25 protein-coding genes are annotated in these 20845 nt (G+C 35.8%); 20 read left to right on the top strand and 5 right to left on the bottom strand.

Going from position 1 to position 20845, the window contains the following annotated elements; translation table 11 throughout:
* Nucleotides 1-39: 39 nt before the first annotated feature.
* From coxB to ctaG, 5 genes are all read left to right on the top strand, one after another.
* Nucleotides 40-1089 carry a cytochrome c oxidase subunit II gene (coxB, locus tag MKX31_RS17645; RefSeq protein WP_000745278.1) on the top strand — a complete coding sequence of 350 codons (1050 nt, stop codon included), beginning with the start codon at nucleotides 40-42 and terminating at the stop codon, nucleotides 1087-1089.
* A gap of 60 nt (nucleotides 1090-1149) precedes the next feature.
* Nucleotides 1150-2985, top strand: coding sequence for a cytochrome c oxidase subunit I (ctaD, locus tag MKX31_RS17640; RefSeq protein WP_340981567.1), 1836 nt, complete (start codon nucleotides 1150-1152; stop codon nucleotides 2983-2985).
* The gene (ctaE, locus tag MKX31_RS17635) at nucleotides 2985-3608 is read left to right on the top strand and encodes a cytochrome c oxidase subunit III (protein ID WP_000557861.1); all 624 of its coding nucleotides are present in this window, start codon (nucleotides 2985-2987) and stop codon (nucleotides 3606-3608) included. Before ctaD ends, ctaE begins: the two co-directional genes overlap by 1 nt.
* Nucleotides 3609-3611: 3 nt before the next feature.
* A complete protein-coding gene (ctaF, locus tag MKX31_RS17630) occupies nucleotides 3612-3944 on the top strand; it encodes a cytochrome c oxidase subunit IVB (protein WP_048563214.1) in 333 nt (110 codons plus the stop codon).
* A gap of 85 nt (nucleotides 3945-4029) precedes the next feature.
* On the top strand, nucleotides 4030-4935 hold the full coding sequence (gene ctaG, locus MKX31_RS17625; protein WP_048563213.1) for a cytochrome c oxidase assembly factor CtaG: 906 nt from the start codon (nucleotides 4030-4032) through the stop codon (nucleotides 4933-4935).
* A gap of 36 nt (nucleotides 4936-4971) precedes the next feature.
* Here the strand turns inward: ctaG and MKX31_RS17620 are convergent, their stop codons facing one another.
* Nucleotides 4972-5337: a YugN family protein gene (locus MKX31_RS17620; RefSeq protein ID WP_064474955.1), complete on the bottom strand. Its 366-nt coding sequence runs from the start codon at nucleotides 5335-5337 to the stop codon at nucleotides 4972-4974.
* Nucleotides 5338-5543: 206 nt separating this feature from the next.
* On the opposite strand from MKX31_RS17620, the gene MKX31_RS17615 reads away from it, so the two are divergent.
* The 6 genes from MKX31_RS17615 (at nucleotide 5544) to MKX31_RS17590 (ending at nucleotide 9079) form a co-directional block, all read left to right on the top strand.
* Nucleotides 5544-6578: a CAP domain-containing protein gene (locus MKX31_RS17615; protein ID WP_064474956.1), complete on the top strand. Its 1035-nt coding sequence runs from the start codon at nucleotides 5544-5546 to the stop codon at nucleotides 6576-6578.
* 186 nt (nucleotides 6579-6764) lie between these two features.
* Nucleotides 6765-7208: a YlbD family protein gene (locus MKX31_RS17610; protein WP_001143336.1), complete on the top strand. Its 444-nt coding sequence runs from the start codon at nucleotides 6765-6767 to the stop codon at nucleotides 7206-7208.
* 11 nt (nucleotides 7209-7219) lie between these two features.
* On the top strand, nucleotides 7220-7465 hold the full coding sequence (locus tag MKX31_RS17605) for a YlbE-like family protein (RefSeq protein WP_064474958.1): 246 nt from the start codon (nucleotides 7220-7222) through the stop codon (nucleotides 7463-7465).
* Nucleotides 7466-7547: 82 nt separating this feature from the next.
* The gene (locus tag MKX31_RS17600) at nucleotides 7548-8120 is read left to right on the top strand and encodes a histidine phosphatase family protein (RefSeq protein WP_064475089.1); all 573 of its coding nucleotides are present in this window, start codon (nucleotides 7548-7550) and stop codon (nucleotides 8118-8120) included.
* A 116-nt stretch (nucleotides 8121-8236) separates the two neighbouring features.
* Nucleotides 8237-8686, top strand: coding sequence for a YlbF family regulator (locus MKX31_RS17595; protein WP_000634355.1), 450 nt, complete (start codon nucleotides 8237-8239; stop codon nucleotides 8684-8686).
* A gap of 126 nt (nucleotides 8687-8812) precedes the next feature.
* Nucleotides 8813-9079 (top strand): YlbG family protein, encoded by a 267-nt coding sequence (locus MKX31_RS17590; protein WP_002080814.1) that lies wholly within the window; start codon nucleotides 8813-8815, stop codon nucleotides 9077-9079.
* Between the two features lie 55 nt (nucleotides 9080-9134).
* On the opposite strand, the gene MKX31_RS17585 is transcribed toward MKX31_RS17590, so the two are convergent.
* A complete protein-coding gene (locus tag MKX31_RS17585; RefSeq protein ID WP_000616012.1) occupies nucleotides 9135-9524 on the bottom strand; it encodes a DUF7147 family protein in 390 nt (129 codons plus the stop codon).
* A gap of 526 nt (nucleotides 9525-10050) precedes the next feature.
* Here MKX31_RS17585 and rsmD point away from each other — a divergent pair.
* Nucleotides 10051-10617, top strand: a complete 567-nt coding sequence (rsmD, locus tag MKX31_RS17580; RefSeq protein ID WP_064474960.1) for a 16S rRNA (guanine(966)-N(2))-methyltransferase RsmD — start codon at nucleotides 10051-10053, stop codon at nucleotides 10615-10617.
* Nucleotides 10614-11105: a pantetheine-phosphate adenylyltransferase gene (gene coaD / locus MKX31_RS17575; RefSeq protein WP_000200598.1), complete on the top strand. Its 492-nt coding sequence runs from the start codon at nucleotides 10614-10616 to the stop codon at nucleotides 11103-11105. Before rsmD ends, coaD begins: the two co-directional genes overlap by 4 nt.
* Here the strand turns inward: coaD and ylbJ are convergent.
* Nucleotides 11097-12326, bottom strand: coding sequence for a sporulation integral membrane protein YlbJ (ylbJ, locus tag MKX31_RS17570; RefSeq protein WP_064474961.1), 1230 nt, complete (start codon nucleotides 12324-12326; stop codon nucleotides 11097-11099). The genes coaD and ylbJ overlap by 9 nt on opposite strands.
* Nucleotides 12327-12439: 113 nt before the next feature.
* Between ylbJ and MKX31_RS17565 the strand changes: the two genes are divergently transcribed.
* Both MKX31_RS17565 and MKX31_RS17560 read left to right on the top strand, forming a co-directional pair.
* Nucleotides 12440-13231, top strand: coding sequence for a patatin-like phospholipase family protein (locus tag MKX31_RS17565; RefSeq protein WP_000662602.1), 792 nt, complete (start codon nucleotides 12440-12442; stop codon nucleotides 13229-13231).
* Complete coding sequence (locus tag MKX31_RS17560) at nucleotides 13224-14249, top strand: SepM family pheromone-processing serine protease (protein ID WP_098110658.1); 1026 nt, start codon at nucleotides 13224-13226, stop codon at nucleotides 14247-14249. The genes MKX31_RS17565 and MKX31_RS17560 overlap by 8 nt, the downstream gene beginning before the upstream one ends.
* A gap of 24 nt (nucleotides 14250-14273) precedes the next feature.
* Here MKX31_RS17560 and MKX31_RS17555 read toward each other — a convergent pair whose 3' ends face one another.
* Nucleotides 14274-15515: a nucleotidyltransferase gene (locus tag MKX31_RS17555; RefSeq protein ID WP_367627525.1), complete on the bottom strand. Its 1242-nt coding sequence runs from the start codon at nucleotides 15513-15515 to the stop codon at nucleotides 14274-14276.
* A gap of 153 nt (nucleotides 15516-15668) precedes the next feature.
* On the opposite strand from MKX31_RS17555, the gene MKX31_RS17550 reads away from it, so the two are divergent.
* From MKX31_RS17550 to MKX31_RS17540, 3 genes are all read left to right on the top strand, one after another.
* Nucleotides 15669-16169 (top strand): YceD family protein, encoded by a 501-nt coding sequence (locus MKX31_RS17550; RefSeq protein WP_000872150.1) that lies wholly within the window; start codon nucleotides 15669-15671, stop codon nucleotides 16167-16169.
* A gap of 61 nt (nucleotides 16170-16230) precedes the next feature.
* Complete coding sequence (gene rpmF, locus MKX31_RS17545; RefSeq protein WP_001984764.1) at nucleotides 16231-16404, top strand: 50S ribosomal protein L32; 174 nt, start codon at nucleotides 16231-16233, stop codon at nucleotides 16402-16404.
* Between the two features lie 129 nt (nucleotides 16405-16533).
* Nucleotides 16534-17040: an RsfA family transcriptional regulator gene (locus tag MKX31_RS17540; protein WP_060488408.1), complete on the top strand. Its 507-nt coding sequence runs from the start codon at nucleotides 16534-16536 to the stop codon at nucleotides 17038-17040.
* Between the two features lie 35 nt (nucleotides 17041-17075).
* Here MKX31_RS17540 and MKX31_RS17535 read toward each other — a convergent pair whose 3' ends face one another.
* Nucleotides 17076-17549 (bottom strand): N-acetyltransferase, encoded by a 474-nt coding sequence (locus MKX31_RS17535; RefSeq protein WP_060488409.1) that lies wholly within the window; start codon nucleotides 17547-17549, stop codon nucleotides 17076-17078.
* A 375-nt stretch (nucleotides 17550-17924) separates the two neighbouring features.
* Between MKX31_RS17535 and panE the strand changes: the two genes are divergently transcribed.
* Together panE and bshC are read left to right on the top strand one after the other, a co-directional pair.
* A complete protein-coding gene (panE, locus tag MKX31_RS17530; RefSeq protein ID WP_081257197.1) occupies nucleotides 17925-18815 on the top strand; it encodes a 2-dehydropantoate 2-reductase in 891 nt (296 codons plus the stop codon).
* 79 nt (nucleotides 18816-18894) lie between these two features.
* Nucleotides 18895-20511, top strand: a complete 1617-nt coding sequence (bshC, locus tag MKX31_RS17525; RefSeq protein ID WP_103654905.1) for a bacillithiol biosynthesis cysteine-adding enzyme BshC — start codon at nucleotides 18895-18897, stop codon at nucleotides 20509-20511.
* Nucleotides 20512-20845 lie beyond the last annotated feature (334 nt).

The raw sequence follows: 20845 nt of genomic DNA, 5'->3' as shown, positions 1-20845 counted from the left end.
AGTACAATCTAATTCACAAGGAAAGTGGGGGTTGTTTGTATGAAGAAACAGTGGCGACTGCTTTCGTTCGTTTCACTGCTGGCTTTACTGTTAGGGGGATGCGGTAAAGCCTTTCAATCTACTTTAATTCCGCAAGGAGAAGTAGCAAAAATGCAATATGATTTGCTCTTACTAGCAACTGCGATCATGGTAGGAGTAGTACTAGTAGTTACTATTATTTTCTTATATGTAATTGTGCGTTTCCGACAAAAGAAAGGTCAGGAAGATTATATTCCGGAGCAAGTTGAAGGGAATCACAAGTTAGAAATTATATGGACAGTTATTCCGATTATTCTTTTGTTAATCTTAGCTGTTCCGACGGTTACATATACATTCAAACTTGCTGATGTAAGTGCGATGGAGAAAAAGAATATTGATAAAGATACTATCGTTGTTGATGTAACAGCGAATCTTTATTGGTGGGAATTTTCTTATAAATCAGAAAAAATAGTCACTTCTCAAGATTTGGTCATCCCCACAGGTAAGAAAGTGTATTTGAATTTGAAGGGTGCCGATATTAAACATTCGTTTTGGGTTCCATCTTTAGCTGGGAAAATGGATACAAATACAGACAATGTGAACAAAATGTGGTTAAAGGCAGATAAATCGGGCACTTATAATGGTTTTTGTACAGAATTTTGCGGCCCATCACATTCTTTAATGCAATTCAAAGTGAAAGCTTTAGATGAAAGCGAGTACAAAAAGTGGCTTGCTGATATGAAGAAGATTGATGGGAAGAAAGAAGTAGCTTCAACAAAGGCGCAAGAGGGCCAAGAAATATTTAATAAAAGCTGTATTGGTTGTCACGCAGTTGGATCCAATGATAGTAGACCACCTTCCGCTCGTATCGCACCAAACTTAGCAAACTTTGCGGATCGCGATATGGTTGCCGGTATTGCCGAAAACAATGAAGAAAACTTAAAAAAATGGCTGAAAGATCCTGAAAATATGAAACCAGGAAATAAAATGACTGGTAAATATGGCAACTTAACGGATGATCAAATTGATGCATTAAATGCATACTTACAAACGTTAAAAGTTGAAAAGTAAAGAGGGATTATTCGCGAAGGGGAGGTTGAAAACGTGAGTTCTGTAGCAAAAAAACAGGGGATGGGTGCTGTCATATGGGATTATTTAACGACAGTAGACCATAAAAAGATTGCCATTCTCTATTTAATTGCAGGTGGATTGTTTTTTATAATAGGCGGAATAGAAGCTCTATTTATTCGCCTTCAATTAGCGATTCCTAACAACGCTTTTCTTGTTGGGGATGCTTATAATCAAGTATTAACGATGCACGGTACAACAATGATTTTCCTCGCAGCTATGCCACTCGTGTTTGCATTTATGAACGCCGCTGTACCACTTCAAATTGGTGCACGTGATGTAGCGTTCCCGTTTTTGAATTCACTCGGATTTTGGTTATTTTTCTTTGGTGGAGTATTTTTAAATTTAAGTTGGTTTTTAGGTGGAGCACCTGATGCAGGCTGGACATCTTATGCATCTTTAGCTTTAGCCTCTAAAGGCCATGGTGTTGATTTTTATGTACTCGGCTTGCAAATCTCCGGTATTGGTACATTAATTGGAGGTATTAACTTCCTTGTAACCATTATTAATATGCGTGCGCCAGGAATGACGTATATGCGTATGCCGATGTTTACATGGACGACATTTGTAACATCTTCGCTAATATTATTCGCTTTTCCGCCATTAACTGTAGGATTAGGACTTTTAATGTTAGATCGTTTATTTGGAACAAGTTTCTTTAATCCAGCATTGGGCGGGAATACGATTATATGGGAGCATTTATTCTGGATTTTCGGTCATCCAGAAGTATACATTCTTATACTCCCAGCTTTCGGAATATTCTCGGAAATCTTCGCGACATTTTCGAAAAAACGATTATTTGGTTATTCGTCGATGGTGTTCGCGACAGTATTAATTGGATTCTTAGGATTTATGGTATGGGCGCATCATATGTTTACTGTTGGACTTGGTCCAGTTGCAAATGCTATTTTCTCAGTTGCAACAATGGCGATTGCGGTTCCGACCGGTATTAAAATATTCAACTGGCTCTTTACGATGTGGGGCGGAAGTATTCGTTTTACGACACCGATGATGTGGGCAGTAGCTTTCATTCCATCATTCGTAATGGGAGGAGTTACAGGTGTTATGCTAGCATCTGCGCCTGCTGATTATCAATTTCATGACAACTATTTCGTAGTAGCGCACTTTCATTATGTAATCGTCGGCGGTGTTGTATTTGGTTTACTTGCAGGAGCTCATTATTATTGGCCACTGATGTTTAATAAAGTATTGAATGAAACGTTAGGAAAGATAACATTTTGGCTATTCTTTATCGGTTTCCATTTAACGTTCTTCATTCAGCATTTCCTTGGATTGATTGGTATGCCGCGTCGTTACTACACATATCTTGAAGGTCAAGGGTTGGAAATGGGGAATATGATTAGTTCTATTGGAGCGGTATTTATGGCTCTTGGAACGATTGTTCTTCTATTCAATGTAATCAAAACAACAGTATCAAAAGAAAAGGCTGGTCGTGATCCATGGGATGCACGTACATTAGAATGGACAATGCCAGCACCTACACCGGAATATAACTTTAAACAATTACCATTTGTTCGCGGATTAGATCCGTTTTGGATTGAAAAACGCGAAGGGAATAAAGAGATGACAGCGGCGGAACCAGTTGATGATATTCATATGCCAAATCCATCGTTTTCACCATTTATCATTTCTTTAGGATTGTTTATAGCTGCATTCGGTGCAATGTATATGCAGGGTGGAAAAGATAAGTTTTGGTTATTAGTAGCAATTATTGGTTTAATCATTACATTCGGTACAATGTTACTACGTTCAGTGATCGATGATCATGGATATCATATTCATAAGGAAGATTTAGAAGATAAGGGGGGCAAGGCATAATGCATGTAGATGAAAAATTAACGAATGAAACATTTCCAGCAGAGCCTGAAAAAGCAACCCTTGAGGGAAAAAATAAGTTTGTCGGTTTTTGGTTATTTCTTGGAGGCGAAACAGTATTGTTCGCTTCCTTGTTTGGCACATATTTAGCGTTAAAGAATTCTACAAATGGTGGACCAACATCTCAAGAGATGTTCCAAATGCCACTCGTTTTCATTATGACGATGCTTTTATTAACGAGTAGCTTAACGAGCGTATATGCGATGTATCATATGAAAAACTTTAACTTTAAGAAAATGCAACTTTGGCTATTAGTAACAGTGTTGCTAGGTTTAGGATTTTTAGGGTTTGAGATATATGAGTTTTATCATTATACGCATGAATTTAAGCATACTATGAGAAGTAGTGCGTTTGGTTCCGCGTTTTATGCTCTTGTTGGTACGCATGGACTACACGTATTGTTTGGATTGTGTTGGATTTTAACATTAATCTTTAGAAATGCGAAGAGAGGTCTAAATTTATACAATGCACCGAAGTTTTATGTTGCATCGATTTATTGGCACTTTATTGACGTAGTTTGGGTGTTTATTTTCACTGTAGTATATTTAATGGGAATGGTGGGATAAACAATGGCGATAAAGCAAACGAATAATCCTAAAGTTGATCTTGTTTATCGGAAGAGAAAAAGTGCGGAGGAAATGAAGCATCAAGTTATTACGTTTGCATTAATGATTTTTTTAACATTTGTTGCATTTGTAGCAGTAGCATATCCGAAAACTTTTAGTCCGACTTTCTCAGTACCATTTATTTTACTATTAGCAGTGGTACAAGTAATTTTTCAATTGTATTATTTTATGCATATGAGTCATAAAGGACATGAAGCGGCAAGTTTCTTTCTTTATTCTGGTCTGTTAATCGGGTTAATTACAATTTTAGCTTTTATGACAATTGTGTGGATTTGAAAAGTGAAAAATAAGGGAGCTTGTGTTGTCACAGCTCCCTCTTCTTATTATGTGAAAGGATAACCTTAAGAAGGTAGGTGTAACAATGAGTAACTTGTGGATATTTGGTTTTCAAGCTCTATGGAGTCCAATCTTTTTATTATTTATGCTTTCGATTCTTATTGGGTACTTTTTAATTATTGGGCCATATAGAATGCGATTTGAAAATGCGACGAAGGTAAGTAAGAAGCAAATTTTTTATTTTACGACCGGGATTGTTCTTTTGTATTTTGTAAAGGGAGGGCCTATTGATTTAATTGGTCATATTATATTTAGTGCACATATGTTTGAGATGGCAGTTATGTATATTGCAGTTCCACCGTTATTGTTGCTTGGTATACCAGATTGGTTATATCGTTATATTACTTCTTTTAAGTTCGTTCAAATTATATTAAAGATATTTGCTAAACCACTTATTGCATTGTTTGTATTTAATGGCCTGTTTTCTTTTTATCATTTACCAGTTGTTTTTGACACAGTAAAACAAAGTCAAATTGCTCATCCTATTTGTCTCGCTATATTGTTCTTTACGGCAATCATGATGTGGTGGCCGATGCTAAATCCATTACCAGAATATCAAACGTTAAGTGATATAAAGAAACTTGGTTATATGTTTGCTAACGGTATATTATTAACGCCAGCTTGTGCGTTAATCATTTTTGCAACTGCACCGTTATTTGCAACCTATACGGATCCGGCTGCTTGGATGAAGGCGATGGAACTTTGTGTACCGGCGGGAACTTTATCAGATTTAAATATAACGGGACCAGAATTTTTACACTGGATGCCAGTCGTACAAGACCAACAAACAGGTGGCATCATTATGAAAATTGTCCAGGAAATAGTGTATGGCACAATTATAGGCTATGTATTCTTTCGATGGGCGCGTCGAGAGCGTGAAAAGGATAAAGAGCAGTTGCAACAATTGCCGCCGTATTTACAAACGAAATAAAAGTGAGTGCATCAATATGATGCACTCACTTTTATTTTATTCAATGATTTGGAATTCTTTTAACTCTTTTTCGATATTTTGTAGGAGTTGTTCGCTTTTTTGAAGTACATTCGTTGGGAAAGTTTCACCATCACCATATTCAACGCCGTGAGGATAATAATGTTTTCCTAATAAGGGAGGAAGTAGCTTGATTTCAGCGTGTCTGCTACCAACATCACCTTCAACAGCCAAACCTAGTACGCGCAAATAATAAATATCATTTAATATTTCAAATTTATAATCGTATGTAACTCGTTCATAATCCCACTGTCCAGCAAGTACAAAATGGTTCTTTTCCATAATCTCTGTTAATAGTGTTAAATCAACGACTGCCCCATTAAATTTCGTATTTGTAAATTGCATATAATACCTCCTCTTTTCATGTTACATCATTATTTTTATAATAGTATGAATAATAAGAAAGTGCAATTCATATTGAGAGAAAAGGGATAATCCAGACTTTTTTTGCGAAAATATGATATAGTGAAAAGAGTACGGTACACACAAAAAAGGAAAGAAAAGGATTTGTGTATATCTCAATTTTATGTTTTGTGCAGGAGGTATATCGATTGAAGAAATTATTGCGTATCGTAATGATTACATTTTTAATTTTAGCTGTGGACTTATACGGGAAATTACTCGTTTCACAATATATATTAACCCCATCTCAATCAAAGCAAGAAAATAAAATTGTGAAAAAGAAAAAACAAGTAAATGAAGACTCTTCAAATACGGTTTTAAATATGATTGGTGGGGACTCTGAAAATTTATTAGCAAAATGGGGCGAACCATCTCGAATAGAGCCATCTGCTTACGGATATGAATGGTGGGTATACAATCAAGATTTAACTCAGTATGTGCAATTTGGGGTTGCGGAACGAAAAGTTGTAACGGCGTATGTTGCTGGTGAGCAAGTTAAGGTGCCGCCTTATTATATAAATGAAAAGTATGAAGAAGTGTATAAAAAGAATCCACTCTCGCATGAGATTTCGTTAAAAAGAGGGAAACATAGTTATCAATTTGAGTTATCTGACACGGAAGTGATGGAACAACCATTAATACCTGTAGAAGATGGCTGGGCACAATTATATTTTGATCATTTTACACATGAGCTTGTTGGTGTTCGTTATATGGATGATGAAACGTTATTACGCCAAAGACCGTATCAGCTTGTTTATTCGGGTGAATTACTAGCTGAACAACCATTGACTCCAGATAAAATGAAACAAATAGAGAATGGGAATATGCAACAAATTTTTGATTTAACAAATATTATTCGAAGTCGCCATAAGTTACCGCTGTTAGCTTGGGATCAACAAACAGCAGATGTGGCTATAGGGCATAGTAAAGATATGAAGGATAATAATTACTTTTCACACGATTCACCTACATTAGGTACGTTAGGAGATCGTTTACAGCGCGGGAAAGTAGGGTTTCAACTTGCTGGTGAGAACATAGCGGCGCAACATAGTGATGGAATTGCGGCGGTGCAAGGTTGGTTAAATAGTGAAGGGCATAGAAAAAATGTATTAAATGAACAATTTACAGGATTAGGTGTTGGGGTATACGATAAGTTTTATACACAAAACTTTATTCGGAAATAAAGTGGAATTTTAAGTTGTGTAGGGGACACCTCACGTTTAAGTACTTCGTATTCACTGAAGTGTAGATCGGAATCTTACCGTATGCAAATAGCAGGATAAAAAGGTGCATGAATCGTCTGAAAATAGGCGAACCATGTGCCTTTTTTTTCTTATTATATAGTAGATATACATGAAGAGGTGAGGATTATGCCAACAACAAAAGGACCGTTACATCCATCGGTTCAACAGTTTAAAGAGTTTGTAAACCATCACCCTAAAATGGTTCATGAGGTTCGAAGTGGTCACAAAACTTGGCAACAGTTTTATGAAGAATGGTACTTACTTGGTGAAGAAGATCCGATATGGGCAACTTTTAGACCTGATGGAGCGCCTGCTTTTTCTTCGGTAAAAGAAAATAAACAAGAAAAAGAAAAAGATAATCGAACTGAAGAGGAGAAAACAGCAGATGTGATGGGACAAATGCTTTCTTTCTTTAAAAAGCTAGATGTAGAACAAATGCAACACCATTTAGCCAATGTGACGAGTGCCATTGGTAGTGTGCAACAAGTTTTTCAACAATTTCAAGGGAAGCCCGCGCGGCAAGAAGAGAGTACTTCCGAAAATAATCCATTTTTCTTTCAGAAGGATTAGGGGGAAAGAGGATGAGAGCAGAAATTATGGAGTTTATAAGGGCTGATGAGGATTTATCTCGCTATATTAGGGAGCAACCGTACTGGTATAGAAAACTAACGCGAAATCCTGAAGAGAAAGAGGCTTTTGAGTTAGCAGCTATGCAGCATTTCAAAAAAACGATACCAGATAAAGTTGAGAAATTTCAAAACCAATTGGCAGTTGCCTCCATTATGATCGATATGTTTCAGTATATGAAGCAACAAAATACAACATAATTGGAAGGGAAAACTATGTCCGTCATGCAGAACTTTTGATACAATAGAAGCGGATTATTTAAAAAGGAGTTGCAGCATGAGCATGACGGAAATTTGTTTAGTACGACATGGACAAACTGATTGGAATTTTCAAGAGATTATTCAAGGACGTGAAGATATTCCACTTAATGAAGTGGGAAAGAAGCAAGCAAGTCAAAGTGCAGTTGCTTTGCAAGCGGAAGCATGGGATGTAATTATAAGTAGCCCATTAATTAGAGCGCACGAAACAGCTAAGGAAATTGCAGGGGCTACAGGATTGCAATCGATTTTATTAGATGAGCGATTTGTTGAACGTAATTTTGGTGAAGCTTCTGGGAAGCCGGTTGCGACTGTTAGGGAGCTAATTGCAGAAGGTAAAGTAGAAGGTATGGAGCAAGATGAAGAGATTGTAACTCGTTGCTTTGCTGCTGTAAAAGATGTTGCAGAAACTTATTCTGGCAAACGTATTATCATTGTAGCTCATTCACATGCGATAAAAGCAATTTTACATGCAATTGCACCGGAAGATATTTCGTTTAAGACACCATTAAAAAATGCATGTATTAGTTATGTGAAAGAAAATAGTGGGAAATGGGATGTTCTGAAATATAATATTGCGGAACATATTAATGTATAAGTATGTGCTAGAATTATATGGAAAATAGTTAGAGTGATATCTTTCTGTTTAGTGAGACACTTCAATTAGTAGTTCTATTCTAAATGTGGTATGATGAATACTCGGAGGTGTCTCTCATGATTGTAGCGACGCTGGAAAGCGTATTGATATTAGATAAGGCAGAGCAGCTTGCAAAAGCGATTATCTGTTCAGATATAGCAGAAGACTATCGTAAGTGTTATAAAGAATTGCATGAAGATATGGAAGTTCAGACGTTAATTCAGCAATTTACAGCGATGAAAGAACGATATGAAGAAGTGCAACGTTTCGGTAAATACCATCCTGATTATACTTTCGTTTCGACGAAGATGAGGGAGTTAAAGCGTTCTGTAGACTTACATGATAAGGTTGCAGCTTTTAAACGAGTAGAAACAGCTTTGCAAAAGTTGTTAGATGAAGTTAGTGTAGCAATCGGTTCTGAGGTGTCTTCTTCCATCAAAGTTCCAACAGGAAATCCATTTTTTGATGCTGGTGGCTGTGGTGGCGGTTGTGGTACCGGCGGAGGTTGTGGCTGTAAAACGGGGTAAATTACCCCGTTTTTTAGAAGATAGAAGAAAACGTATACAGAGTTTGTCCTGTAATGTCATAAATTTCTGATTGGTTTTCATAAAATATAAAATATATGCTTTTAAAAGGAGAAGATGGAGAAGATTATGTTCGGGCAACGACAAAGTATGATTGTTTATTTACATTCATTGAAACATGCCAAGATTTTAAGGAAATATGGTAACATACATTACATATCAAAACGCTTAAAATACGCAGTAGTATATTGTGATATGGAACAAATTGAGCATATGATGCAAAAGTTGAACAAGCTTCCTTTTGTGAAGAAGATAGAACAGTCGTACCGCCCGTATTTAAAAACGGAATTTGAAAATTCACGTCCTGATCGGGCAAAAGAATACGATTATAGCTAATAGAAAAAATCCCCTGCAAATTTTAGCAGGGGATTTTTTTACTTGAAATAACAATTTATTTCATTGGAGGAATGAAATTATTCATTCGTAAAATACCAATTAAATGATTGAAAAACAGTTCTTTTTCTGGGAAAGTTGTGGATGGTTTTACCGTAAAGGTAGTCACTTTTCTTCCTAGTTGTTCTGCCGTTTCTTCAAATAAAATGACGCGTTTACTTTTTTTATTTTCAAGTACAGGAATGCCTTCACGACATATGTATAATGGTTGGAAATCACCAGTAGTAGTTGGTTTTAATATTACAACAAGTGAGCACACTTTTTTTTCATTTTTAATCGTTTCAAATTGTAACATATGTGTTATACGTTCTTGATTTGCTTTGGCAATTTCAAGTAATTCATATAAATCAGAGTAGCCTTCTCCGAGTTCTATAAAGCGTTGAATCATATTTTTTCCTCCTCTTTCTTTTACTGTACCATCTCACTTTTTAAATGAAAAGTAGACAAAGAAAAAAAACCCTGCAAAGCAGGGCCCTTCTTATACTAGCATGTACTAGTAAGAAGGAAAAGGGAGAGGAGAAACCGGAGGAAGAACTTATGGGGAAACGTAAGTCTTCTCCGCGGTTGGCAACAACATCGAAGGTGATGTTGTTATAATTATTTATGTCCAATCTAAATGAAGATATACATCATGAAATTAAATTTTATGTTTGGCTTTTTATTTTTCTTTTTTTTATTTTATGATAGGATAAAAAAGATAAAGTGAAACGAATATACATAATGGGTTCGTGTTAGCGCATGGTGAGATGAATACATAAAAATGCAGAGCGGTTATTTTAAGCCAAAGTTCTCCTATTGTTCATTGAGAAATGAATGGAAAATTTCATGGAATAGTATAGTTTGGTAGCGGTTACCGAATGGAGAAAGGTTTTCTATAATTGCTCGATAGATTGAAATAAAGGTAGTGACAACAGATGAGAGTAGTTTCAGGAAAATGTAAAGGGCATCCACTAAAAGCGGTGCCAGGTAATACAACACGTCCAACGACAGATAAAGTAAAAGAATCAATATTTAATATGATAGGTCCTTATTTTGATGGTGGTATCGCTCTTGATTTATTTGGCGGTAGTGGTGGTCTTGGAATCGAGGCTATAAGTAGAGGGATTGATAAAGCAATTTTTGTTGATCGAGATAATAAAGCGATAAAAGTAATCCATCAAAATTTAGAAAGTTGTCGAATACAGGAACAAGCTGAAGTATATCGAAATGATGCAGAACGTGCGGTAAAGGCTCTTATAAAACGTGAAATATCATTCGATCTTATATTAATTGATCCTCCATATAAAGATCAAAAAATTGTATCTTTAATTAGTGTGATGGATCAACATGGATTGCTACATAGAGATGGATTAATTATGTCAGAGCATGGTAATGATGTGGTTTTACCTGATTCTATAGGGAGTCTTGTAAAAGTAAGAGCTGAAAATTATGGGGTTACAGCAATATCGATTTATAAGTATGAAGGTGAGGGGACGGAATGACTAGTATAGCTATTTCTTCGGGAAGTTTTGATCCAATTACCCTTGGGCATCTGGATATTATTAAAAGGGGAGCAAAAGTATTTGATGAGGTATACGTAGTAGTTTTAAACAACTCGTCAAAAAAACCGTTCTTTTCAGTTGAAGAGCGCTTAGATTTAATTCGAGAAGCAACAAAGGATATCCCGAATGTAAAAGTAGATTCACATAGTGGACTATTAGTGGAGTATGCGAAAATGCGTAATGCAAACGCGATTTTGCGTGGGTTACGAGCGGTTTCTGATTTTGAATATGAGATGCAAATTACTTCTATGAATCGAAAATTAGATGAAAATATTGAAACCTTTTTTATTATGACAAATAACCAATATTCATTTTTAAGCTCGAGCATTGTAAAAGAAGTTGCGAGATATGGAGGAAGCGTAGTAGATCTTGTACCTCCTGTTGTAGAACGTGCTTTAAAAGAAAAGTTTCAAACCCCGTTAAAGTGAACGGGGTTTTTCTTTGTTGCTACGAAAAAATAATAAGATAACATATACATATAAACAAAATAAAGTAAAGATCGGTCCATAGTGTACAAAAGATGTCCAAATTTCTTGCAGTATAGAAGAATGATTCGATAAAAATACGGGGATATCTTTTTGCATAGGTGAAAAAGAGCTTACTTTTTCATAAAATGGTTTCCAAAATATAAAAGTAAAAATAGGAGCCAGAATACTTTGGATAATTCGTGCGAAAAAATAGGGCTTAAATCGGATGTCTGTTTCAGCTAATATGCTAGCAACTTGTGCCTGAATAGAAAGGCCGCTAAACGCTAAAATAAAGCTTGTTACCATAGCTTGCTGCAGGAGGGGTGTTTCATTTATTTGACTAATCATTTGGCTACCGAGTGTCATTTCAAAAATCCCTGATAAGATTGGAATACTAAATTCTGTAGTTAGTTGGAAGAATGATAAAATATGTTGCATAATAAAAGAAAGTGCTGCTGTAATATGAAATACAGTAATCATTTTATTTAAAACAGAGAATAAAATAATAAATCCACCAATCATAAGTAACGTTTGAATAGAAGAAACGATAGCGTCCCCAAGTAATTTTCCTAATGGTCTTTTTTCTTGCATGCGCGTCTCGTGTAGGACTGAAAAAGGGTTTTGAAAAGGACGTTTTTTAGTAGGATGTTGATACTTCGTGGAAATATTGTTATTGCCGTAAAAACGCATCAATAACCCGACGGCAAAGTTACTTAAATAATGTGCAGCAGCTAATACGATTCCTAATTTCGGATTATTGAAAAAACCGATAGAAACAGCTCCAAAAATAAAAAGTGGATTAGATGAGTTTGTAAAAGATACGAGGCGTTCTGCTTCGATTTGTGTTAGTTGATTACTTTTACGCAGTCTAGCGCTTAATTTGGCGCCAGCAGGGAATCCTGAAGCCATTCCCATTGCCCAAACAAATCCGCCTATCCCTGGAACGCGAAAAAGTGGTCGCATGAGTGGTTCTAATATAACACCTATAAATTTTACAACACCAATACTAATTAGAAGTTCCGCAATGATGAAAAACGGTAAAAGTGAAGGGAATACAACTTCCCACCATATATTTAACCCTCGAATGGAAGCTTGCAAAGCAGCTTGGGGGTGAAGTACAAGAGAAAAGGTTAAAAACAGTGTTGATATGGTAAGAAAAGCCGTTTTCCATTTTTCATACATGTAAGTAAATCCCCCTTTGTCCCAAAAAACGTTCATTTCAGTATACGTGGATACGTAGTGCATTTAGACCATAAGTATGAAAAAGGAATGAAAAAAATTAAAGGGTGAGAAAAATGAAAGAACCGAAAATTGGTTTAGCTCTTGGATCTGGGGGCGCAAAAGGGTTTGCACATATTGGTGTTATAAAAGTTTTAAGAGAAAATGGTATACCGATTCATATGATTGCAGGAAGTAGTATGGGGGCTTTAGTAGGTACGTTTTATGCAGCTAGCTCAAACGTTGAAAGGTTGTATAAACTGGCAAATGTTTTTAAGAGGAAATATTATTTAGATTTTACAGTTCCGAAAATGGGATTTATTGCTGGAAAACGTGTCAAAGATATGATTAAAATGTTTACATATAATAAAAATTTAGAAGAGTTAGATATCCCGACGGCTGTTGTGGCTACTGACATCTTGAAGGGGGAAAAAGTAGTTTTTACAAGTGGTCCTGTTGCAGAGGCTGTGAGAGCTAGCATATCTGTACCTGGAGTGTTTGTACCAGAAAAAATAGATGGACGATTATTGGTGGATGGCGGAGTGATTGATCGCATTCCAGTATCGGTTGTGAAAGAGTTAGGTGCTGATATTGTTATTGCTGTTGATGTATCCCCGATTAAAGTGAATGGAGAGGTTACATCTATTTATGATGTAATTATGCAGAGTATTGAAATTATGCAACATGAGCTAGTGATGAATCGACAAATTGCATCGGATTTAATGATGCGACCAGCTGTAGAACAATTTAGTTCACGTGCTTTTACAAACATTGAAGACATTATTCGAGTTGGAGAAGTAGAGGCGGAAAAACATGTTGCAAATATTTATTTATTAATTGAGCAGTGGAAGGAGAAACATAATGTTTAAGCGTTTTCGGTTTATATATGCAATTTTAATAGGGGTTATATTGTCGATGTTACTTGTTTACGTACGTTTACCGTATTATGTAACAAAACCAGGAATGGCGGCCAAATTAGAGCCTTACGTTCAAGTTGAAGGTGGAACGAAAGAATCCGGTGATTTTATGCTTGTTACGGTTTCAATGGGACCAGCAAATGTGGTGAATTTAATAGCGGCACAGTTTAATAAATACACACATATTTCGAAAGCGGAAGAAATATTGCAAAAAGGTGAGAGTGATGAAGAATATCAATTTCGCCAAAATTATGCGATGAAAGATTCGCAAAATGCAGCAATCTATAATGCATATAAACGTGCAAATCGTACTGTTTCTTTTGAAAATAAAGGTGTATTGGTTGCAGGAGTAGCGAAAGGGATGCCGTCAGAAGGAAAGCTTAAGCTTGGAGATGTCATCATAGCTGTCGACGGAAAAATATTTGAAAAGACGGAGCAATTTATTGAATATATGACAGGAAAAAAAGAAGGGGAAGCAGTAAATATTGAGTACAAGAGGAATGGAAAACAGTTAAAAGAAAATTTAAATGTAAAGACCATTCCGAATGGTAATGGGCGTGTTGGTATAGGGGTTTCTATCGTTACTGAAAGAGAATTAGTGGTAGATCCGAAAGTGAAAATTGATTCTCATGAAATAGGCGGACCATCGGCAGGCCTAATGTTTACATTAGAAATATATAATCAACTTGTGGAAGATGATTTAACAAGAGGGCATGAAATAGCTGGAACAGGGACGATAAATGAAAAGGGAGAAATTGGCCCGATTGGTGGTATTCAGCAAAAAGTGGTCGCTGCAAGTGATGCTGGTGCTGAAGTGTTCTTTGCGCCAAATGAAAAAGGTGCGGAGAAATCGAATTATAAAGATGCGCTTGCGGCTGCGAAAGATATTAAAACAAAAATGAAAGTTGTACCAGTTGATACGCTGGATGATGCATTGCTGTATTTGGAAAAAATGGGCGAGAAAAAATAAACCTCTCTGAAAAAGAGAGGTTTTTTATAGGAATTTTGCAGTTGTTTCATCGTAACGAATTGGATGGTGTGTTGCATCTTGTTTTAGTAGTTGTGTTCGTAATGGTTCTTGCATGATGGAGAAATATACAGAATTGGCTTTTCGCTCTATATGTAAAGTAGGATGGTCAAATGTTTTTGTATGGGTAAGGATGGGAAGTTCTATTTTTTTCTTGTTTTTTGAAAGGTAAGTTTGTCCTTTTTGTGACATGCCTAGTAGACGAATGTACGGTGCATGCTGCTCTATATTTGCGCTATGTATTTCTTCTTTTGTTGTATTTGTTAAAATGTGTGTACAAGCTCTTTGTAATCTAGTCCATGTATAGCGCTTCGTTTTTAATGCTTCCATGAATGAATGGAAGGAGGAACTGTTTTGGATTTTTGATAAAATACGATGCTCTAAACCTTCTTCTATTTCATATATAAGTCGTAAGTCTTCTGGAGACATCGTCATGAGTTTGTATTTGAAAAATGAAAAGTATTGTTCCCAATTATGTAATATCCCGTAGTTTTGTTTGTAACTTGCTAAAAGAGAAGCAGTCGCTTTTGGGATGAAAGGCTCAATTTCTGTAAAAGAACTATTTTCGCTAAAAAGTTGTTTACGAATACTAGTTGCGCTTGCAATATGTTGGTCGCTAAATGTTTCATCATGATAATGAGATGCGAATCTTTTTATCGTTTGTGCTTGCATAGAACTATTTTGTAAGAAAATTGATTTCATGTATTGGAATCCTAATATGTTATTCGGTTGTGACATGTCTATGTTTTTTTCGGATGGTAAAATGTGTAGGAAGGCTTCAGATGTAGCTTTTGCGTAACTGTTACCTGCATTCATAAATTGCTTTACAAGACGATTAAAAGTATCTTCTTCATTTTTTTGCACAGAGATGGTGTTATGAAAATTTTCAATCTCCCCATCTTCACTACCGAAACAAATTTCAGAAACACGCAGGGCGTTTAAAATAGAAATAGCGCCATTTGCAAAGGTTTCAGCCTTTTGTGTTGAGAAGGCGTATGGAAGCTCTACAACAAGGTCTACACCGCATGATAAGGCCATTTTGGTACGATACCATTTGGATATGAGTGCTGGCTCACCACGCTGTAAAAAAGGGCCACTCATAACAGCGATTGTAATATCAGCGTGTGTTAACTTTTTTGTTTGTTGCACATGATAATCATGACCGTTATGAAAAGGGTTATATTCAACAACAATACCACTGGCTTTTATGGTAATCTCTCCTTTCGATGTAGCATCTTTTTCAAAAACGTGATACTCTATATATTATTTACTATGATGACTTCATTATAGTGTAAAGAAAAAACATTGACAAATATAAAATGGCTAGCTATAATTTTGTTTGTTGCCTTGAGGTGATATGATATGAAATGGTCCATCCATCAATTGAATAAATTGAGAAATAAAGGATTGACATTGGATGAGATGGTAGATGTAAGTGAGCTACAAGAGGTCGAGAAAGATATTCGTGAAATTAATCCTGCTCATGTAACAGGAAGAGTTGATTTTGGCTCCGGTAAGTTTACGTTCCATCTACATATAACTGGAAGCATGGTTTTACCATGTTCTCGCTCTTTAGTAGATGTGACATTACCATTTGACATTAAAACAACTGAGGTGTTCCAAACTTCACAAGAAGAATTTGAAACTGAAGCTGAAATTCATTGTTTAGAAGGAGAAGTACTTGACTTACTGCCCGTAATCAAGGAAAATATACTTTTGGAGATTCCAATGCAAATTTTCAGTGATGATGTTTCTGGTGGAGCACCGATGCAAGGTCAAGACTGGCAAGTGATTTCGGAAGAAAACAAAGAAAAGACTGTTGATCCACGATTAGCAGGACTTGCAAAGTTTTTTGACAAATAATCGGAAGACTGGTTTAGGCCTTCATATGAAAATAACTATTTCTTTTAAGGAGGTGGGAAGAATGGCTGTACCTTTTAGAAGAACTTCTAAAACAGTAAAAAGAAAGCGTCGTACGCATTTCAAATTATCAGTACCTGGTATGGTAGAGTGCCCAAGCTGTGGTGAAGCGAAATTAGCTCACCGTGTATGTAAAGCATGCGGTACTTACAAAGGTAAAGAAGTAATCAGCAAGTAATTGCGGGAAAATAAACGTAGAAGATATCTTCTACGTTTATTTTTTTTGTCTTATTCTTTATTTGTTGTATTCTATCTTTTCTAGTAACTGCATATGCTTAATAAAAAATGCATAGGGAGGACTAGAGAGATGGCGACAACAAGACAAGATGCTTGGACTGATGATGAAGATTTGCTTCTGGCAGAAGTAGTACTCCGGCATATTCAAGAAGGTGGAACGCAATTATCTGCCTTTAAAGAAGTGGGAAGACATTTATCTCGTACACCAGCAGCATGTGGCTTTAGATGGAATTCTTACGTTAGAAAACAATACAAAGAACGTATTGAAGAAGCGAAGCAACTACGTAAAGTAGAAAATTATGAAGTAAAAGAGACAAAGGTAGTAGAGCCTACGTCAATTACATTGAATGATGTTATTGATTTCTTGCAAAATTATAAAGATGAAAACTCTTTAATGGTGTTGCAACAGCAAATTGAATCGTTACAAACAGAGAGAGAGAGTCTTTTGGAGCGATTATCAGTATATGAGGAAGAGTATAGAACATTGCTTGATTATATCGATCAAAAAAGAAGTGTAATGGTAGCAGAAAGAAATAGCGCTCGTTCGAATGGAAAATTAGAAAAGTTAAAGAAATAAAAAAACAGCTGCTATGTAGCTGTTTTTTTTATTTCTTATGCGGACTCTTCGTTTGTAACCGCATTCAAATTTGTTTCGGGGTTCCAAACATAAAAATCACCATCAGGTACTGATACAGGCTGGAAATTTAATTTATCCCAAAAACCAGCTGAATGGATACGTGCGATCGTTTTAATTGGGAATTGTAGCCCCTTCGCATAATTTACAAGCATTTCTCCGAATCCTTGTTTTTGGAAAGTTGGTAACACTTCAAGTTTATAGAGTTCTAGGTAAGTACCTGTAATTTCGAATGGTTCCCCGCCGTGCCTTTTCATATATAGACTCATACGTGCAATTAGTGATCCACCATAATAAATACCGTAAAATGGAGATTCACTATCGTTTTCAATAATGTTTGCCTGTAATTCTTCTAACATGGATAATTCTTGAGCTCCGCAACCTTTAAATTTTTTAAATTCGTCTAATGTTTTATAATTGATGAGCAAGCGCTCAACTTTTGGGAATCCCATAACATCACATCCTCTTCTTGTCTCGTTGAATGCAGAAAAGTAAAAATATTTATAATAATATTATAACTCATTTTTTTATTTTTATGAAGAAGATAGTATATTTCTTTTATTATTTTTTTGGGGATTTGCTAAACTAAGAGTAGAAGCATATTAATAGGTAGTATATACATATTGAAAGTAGAGGTTGCATTTGTTTGTTAAAGAGCAATGAAATTGTAAACTGTGTTCATGGAATTGAGAAAGATAAAGTGAAACTGTAATCGGTGGGATTTGTTCACCTTTAGTTAATTATGATTCCGCACCAATCAGGTGTTTGCGGGATAAAAAGGGGGAGGGAAAAGGGACTTGTGTATCGTATTTATATGAGTTCCTTGTGTGAAAATGAAAATTGGAGTTGTGGGACCAGGAGCTATCGGTCTGTTATATGCATTTTATTTACAAAAAAGTAATCAAGATGTTACGTTGTTTACAAGGACAGCTAAACAGGCTGAGGAATTGAATATAACGGGTGTAACTTGTATGAGGGAGGAAAAACGTGAAACCGTATTCCCACCTGTTTTGCCAATAGAAAATATGCTAGACAAGAAGCTAGACTATATATTTATTGCTGTTAAGCAATATCATATAACTGACATACTGCCTTTTGTGCGAGGGGAATCCTCATTAATCTTTTTGCAAAACGGAATGTCTCATCTTCATGCTATGCAGAAAATAGGGAATGAAAATATTGCAGTTGGGATTGTAGAGCATGGTGCAAAAAAAGAAGAAAGACATACCGTTTATCATACGGGGATAGGTGTAACGAAGTTTGGAATCGTGCACGGCCAGTCTATACATTTTGAAAAAATATTTAAGTGCTTTCCATTTCCTCATTTTCCGATTCAAATAGAAGATGATTGGAAGGATGTCATGCACAAAAAATTAGTAGTTAATGTATGTATCAATCCATTGACAGCGTTATTACAAATCCAGAACGGAGAGTTGATTACGAACCCGTTTTTTTATCGATTGATGGAGCAAGTATTTCAGGAAGTCGTTTTTCTTGTTAAAGAAGAAAAAGAAATGGTATGGAAAATGGTACGTCACGTATGTGAAAAAACGTCTCATAATACATCATCTATGCTGGCAGATGTAAGGGCGAATAGACAAACGGAAATTGGTGCGATTGTTGGATATGTATTAGAGGAAGCTAAGAAACAGCAACGATCCGTTCCGACACTTCAATTTTTGTTCGATGCAATAAAAGGATTAGAAGTAAAAGAATAAGTGTAATTCTTTGCTTTTACGTGCAACATTGACTACAATGTGGATTGGTGAGAGAACAGGATACGAAAGGAAGAATTATATGGAGATAAAAGAAATCTCTGTTCCGCAACAAGGTGTTGTAGCGGACTATATGAACGGTAAAAAAGAGATACAGTCGTGTTTTGACTATATGTTAACAGAAGATGCTTTTAAACAGCGTGTACATGATTTGCGTGAGAGGGAGTTTTTCCGCCAAGATTTAGTAGCGCATTTATTAGAATATAATACAAAATTACAAGCGGGAGAAGCTACGATTCAAAATGTAAAAGCGCTTGGAGAAGAAAATACATATGTTGTTATAGCTGGACAACAAGCTGGATTATTAACTGGACCACTTTATACAATTCATAAAATCATTTCAGTTTTACAGCTTGCGAGGGAAAAGGAAGAAAGTTTAGGTGTTAAAGTTGTTCCTGTTTTCTGGATTGCTGGTGAAGACCATGATATGGATGAAATTAATCATACTTTTGTAACGAAGAATAAAAAAATAAAAAAGACTATTTTTCATGATCGTAATCCGAAAAAGGCGAGTGCTTCAGAGTCCGAGCTTTCTTTGGAAGACTGTAGAAAGTGGATTGAAGAAATTTTCAAAACATACCCTGAAACGAATTTTACAAAGGATGTACTGCAATTTATTGATGATTCTTTGGGGGAATCGAATACGTATGTAGATTTCTTTGCCCATCTTATTATGAAAATGTTCGTGAATTCTGGTTTAATTCTTGTTGATTCACATCATCCTGAATTAAGAAAATTAGAAGTGCCGTTTTTTAAGCAAATTATAGGTAAGTATAAAGAAGTACAAGAGGGGCTTCATAACCAACAGGAAATAATTAAAGAATTAGGATATAAACCGATTATTGAAACAAAGTATAATGCAGTACATATATTTATGGAAATTGATAATGAGCGAGTGTTACTTGAAAACGATCAAGGGAAGTTTGTAGGGAAGGATGGAGCGTATTCCTTTTCATATGAGGAATTGATGGAAGAGATGGAAAGAAGCCCGGAACGCTTTAGTAATAATGTTGTAACGCGCCCTCTTATGCAAGAGTATCTATTTCCTACGCTCGCGTTTATTGGAGGACCAGGGGAATTAGCTTACTGGAGTGAATTGCAACAAGTTTTCCATACGATTGGTTTCCGAATGCCGCCTGTCGTTCCGCGTATTACAATCACTTATGTAGAGAGGGATATAGCGACAGATTTATACGATTTGCAATTGCAAGACAGTGATCCGTTTTTAAATAACGTAGATAAGTTGCGTGAAAACTGGTTATCTAATCAAATAGAGGAACCGATAGATGATCGATTTGTAGAGGCGAAAAAAGAAATAATTGATATCCATACGTCATTACAACAGTTTGTGAAGAAAATAGATCCTGGATTAAGTGCGTTTGCAGGGAAAAATGAATTCAAAATTAATGAACAAATTGAACTGTTGGAAAGAATGTTGAAAAGAAATGTTGAGAAAAAACATGCAGTACAGCTAAATAAATTCCGTCGCATACAATTTGCACTTCGTCCATTAGGGGCGCCGCAAGAGCGTGTGTGGAATGTATGTTACTATTTAAATCAGTTCGGTTTGGATTTCGTTGATCGTGTAATGGCAGAAACGTTTTCTTGGGACGGAAAACATCATGTTATAAAACTATAGAATCTTGCTCTTAGGAGCAGGATTTTATTTTTGTTCTGTTGAATTTACTGTGAAGTGAAATTTTTCTGAATTATTAATTTTAAAAACGGTGAATATCGTAATTATGCAGGATACTTAAATATATGACAAAATAGCACAAAATGTAAACGTATTATCATCTTTTTCGACAGTTTTTTATTTAAATTCCCGCAAAAGATGATAAAATTTAGTATATAATAAAAGAAAATAGCGATTTGTATAGTATGCTGCCTTTGTAGGCAAGTTAAATGAGTCGTTCTTTCATAGTATTTCGTTCTCTAATCGTGAAATATGCGTTTGGAGGAGGAGATGCATT

The sequence above is a fragment of the Bacillus sp. FSL M8-0063 genome, from assembly GCF_038005545.1.
In the GTDB taxonomy this organism is placed as follows: domain Bacteria; phylum Bacillota; class Bacilli; order Bacillales; family Bacillaceae_G; genus Bacillus_A; species Bacillus_A wiedmannii.
This window is presented reverse-complemented; position numbering and strand designations above follow the sequence as displayed.